The sequence below is a fragment of the Daeguia caeni genome (genome assembly GCF_042653845.1).
Taxonomy (GTDB): Bacteria; Pseudomonadota; Alphaproteobacteria; order Rhizobiales; family Rhizobiaceae; genus Brucella; species Brucella caeni.
The window spans coordinates 1-1,756 of sequence record NZ_JBHSEL010000076.1 but is presented as its reverse complement, the minus strand read 5'-3'; the positions used below and the strand labels follow the sequence as shown (position 1 = coordinate 1,756).

Genomic DNA, 1,756 nt, shown 5'->3' with positions numbered 1-1,756 from the left:
GCATGGAAAATTGCGGCCTGTTTCGCTTGAATATCTACGAGCCCCTGGCCTTTCCGGCCAGAGAAACTTAACGTGACAACACCTTCATTCGAAGATTGTGGCAGCCTTTGCCAAGACCTCTTCCATGATTTCCGGCGGTAGAGATTCCACCTTGCGACCGTTGCGCGCTTTCAGGTCCAGCACTCGGGGTTGATCGCAGCGCACGACGCCGGTTGTGTTGGTGCCGGAGAGGGGCACGGCAAAGCCGATGCGCCGGGCAAACTCACCGCCATTGGTGATCGGCAGAATGACAGGAAGGCCGGTGGCCCGGTTGAACTCGTCGGGTGACACCACGACCACCGGCCTATGCCCGCGCTGCTCCCGACCCTGCGTTGGCTCGAGATCGACCATGTAGACGTCGCCGCGCCTCATATAAGCTCACCGCCCACGGCAGGCGCATCGATCCATTCCCGCTCTTCAGCCGGTTGCGGCTGCGAATAGTCGGACGCGGCCAGCAGCTCGGCCATCGTGTAGCGCGGCCGTGCCTTCGGCTCGACCACGAGGCGGCCGTTATCGACGGCCAAGCCAACTTTGGCCCCGGCCGACAGATGCAGAACATCGAGCAGGGCGGGGGGAACGGCCAGCATGACCGAGCCGCCGACCTTGCGCAGATTGGTAGTGTGCATGGGGCACCTCCTTTGAGTTATACGAAAATATAACATTTCCCGCCCGGGCATTCAATGCCTGTTTTGGATTGCACAATCCAAAAAGCCGGGGATTGAGCCTCGCCAGATGTTGCCATTTCGTTCTTCGCAAGCTAAACGGGAATCAATGGGGAGGAATGGCATATGTAGTATAGGTGGCTGCGGCATGACCAAAAATGTAGGGGGAAAAGCCCGCTGCACCGACCACATCAAGCGCCGTGTCACACAGTCCATCTTTCGAGCGTTCGACTTCGCAGCCGCGACGGGGCGACCGATGAACCGGTATGTCGTGATCCACTTGAGCGAGACGGACGCGGCCTGCGCTGCAACATTGTTCGAGCGCATCCGGCACAAATTTCGGGACTGGCTGACCTATCACGGGAAGCGGAGAGCGGAGCCTGTTGCGCCGGCCTACGTCTACACCTTCGAGAACCCGACCGGGGAAAACCCACACGTGAATTGGGCTCTCCATGTCCCCGAGGATCTGATGGCCGACTTCCTGCGCAAGCTACCGCGCTGGATTGAACGGGTGCAGGGGCCGCTAACCCCCTTCACCTATCGCGAGAAGCCCATTCGGGCGTCCCATGCCAAACGACTCGCAAAGTATCTCGTAAAGGGCACAGAGCCTGCTTTCCTTGAGCACTTCTTTTTGCGGGAAATGCACGATGAACATGGCCCACAGGGCGAGATATGGGGCAAGCGGGCGGGCGTAAGCCCTGCCCTCGGCCACACAGTAAGGCGGGCCGCCGCCTTCCGCCCACGGCGGCGACGCTCCGAGGGAGATCGGCTTGCAGCATAGGCCACGATAGGCCGGTCCCCTGCTCCTAGCTCAATAGCATTGCCTCTTCGTATTATGCGCCATAGCTGATAAGCTAGGCTCTTTAGGGAATATCCAAAGGAGCCGCTATATGTCAAAAAAGCCCAAATATCAGTTCAAGATCGAGGAGCGCTCCGAAGGGTGGTTCGTGCTTTATTACATTGATAATTGGCGGTGTTGTCACGTTAAGTTTCTCTGGCCGGAAAGGCCAGGGGCTCGTAGATATTCAAGCGAAACAGGCCGCAATTTTCCATGC

3 protein-coding genes are annotated in these 1,756 nt (G+C 58.7%); 1 reads left to right on the top strand and 2 read right to left on the bottom strand.

The window, feature by feature from the left end; all coding sequences use genetic code 11:
- Positions 1-84 precede the first annotated feature (84 nt).
- Both ACFO1V_RS09490 and ACFO1V_RS09485 read right to left on the bottom strand, forming a co-directional pair.
- Positions 85-411 carry a type II toxin-antitoxin system PemK/MazF family toxin gene (locus tag ACFO1V_RS09490; protein WP_374834762.1) on the bottom strand — a complete coding sequence of 109 codons (327 nt, stop codon included), beginning with the start codon at positions 409-411 and terminating at the stop codon, positions 85-87.
- A complete protein-coding gene (locus ACFO1V_RS09485; protein WP_015042074.1) occupies positions 408-665 on the bottom strand; it encodes an AbrB/MazE/SpoVT family DNA-binding domain-containing protein in 258 nt (85 codons plus the stop codon). Before ACFO1V_RS09485 ends, ACFO1V_RS09490 begins: the two co-directional genes overlap by 4 nt.
- Positions 666-849: 184 nt before the next feature.
- Between ACFO1V_RS09485 and ACFO1V_RS09480 the strand changes: the two genes are divergently transcribed.
- Complete coding sequence (locus tag ACFO1V_RS09480; RefSeq protein ID WP_374834764.1) at positions 850-1,482, top strand: hypothetical protein; 633 nt, start codon at positions 850-852, stop codon at positions 1,480-1,482.
- The last annotated feature ends 274 nt before the right edge of the window (positions 1,483-1,756 follow it).

What these genes read in the sequence shown, in the direction of transcription:
- ACFO1V_RS09480 (WP_374834764.1), top strand. Translation starts at nt 850, where the DNA reads ATGACCAAAAATGTAGGGGGAAAAGCCCGCTGCACCGACCACATCAAG.
- ACFO1V_RS09485 (WP_015042074.1), bottom strand. Translation starts at nt 665, where the DNA reads ATGCACACTACCAATCTGCGCAAGGTCGGCGGCTCGGTCATGCTGGCC.
- ACFO1V_RS09490 (WP_374834762.1), bottom strand. Translation starts at nt 411, where the DNA reads ATGAGGCGCGGCGACGTCTACATGGTCGATCTCGAGCCAACGCAGGGT.